This is a genomic window from Neisseria sp. P0021.S007 (assembly GCF_051956855.1).
Map to the genome: position 1 here is coordinate 1 of NZ_JBQCXA010001421.1, position 484 is coordinate 484.

Consider the following 484-nt stretch of genomic DNA (forward strand, 5'->3'; position numbering starts at 1 on the left):
TTTTAAGGGCGTACCGAGTCGGACGGCAGGCAGTGCGTCGTCTTTGTGCATGATGTCTGCCACGCGTAAAAGCAGGCGTTTGCCGAGGCTGCCGGCGGGGTGGCTCAGGGCGAAATCGTCGGGCGTGAACGCGCGCGCGCGCAGCAGGACGACTGCCAACGCATCGCCCAAAGCCATAACGGCGGTGGTGCTGGTCGTCGGCGCAAGTCCCAGCGGGCAGGCTTCTTTGGAAACCGACGCCGTGATGTGAATGTCGGCATGGCGCGCCATGGTCGAGTCGGGGCGGGCGGTGATGCAGATTAGGGTGATGTTTTTGCGTTTGAGCGCGGGGATGATGGCGGCGATTTCATCGCTTTCGCCGGAATTGGAAATCGCGACGACAACGTCGTTGTCCACAATCATGCCTAAATCGCCATGCGCCGCTTCCGCAGGATGGACGAAAAACGCGGGCGTACCCGTTGAAGCCATGGTCGCCGCTATTTTG

1 protein-coding gene is annotated in these 484 nt (G+C 61.4%); it reads right to left on the bottom strand.

The window, feature by feature from the left end:
- On the bottom strand, positions 1-484 hold a 484-nt coding region (locus ACTHUR_RS19505), incomplete at both ends, for a KpsF/GutQ family sugar-phosphate isomerase (protein WP_440400440.1).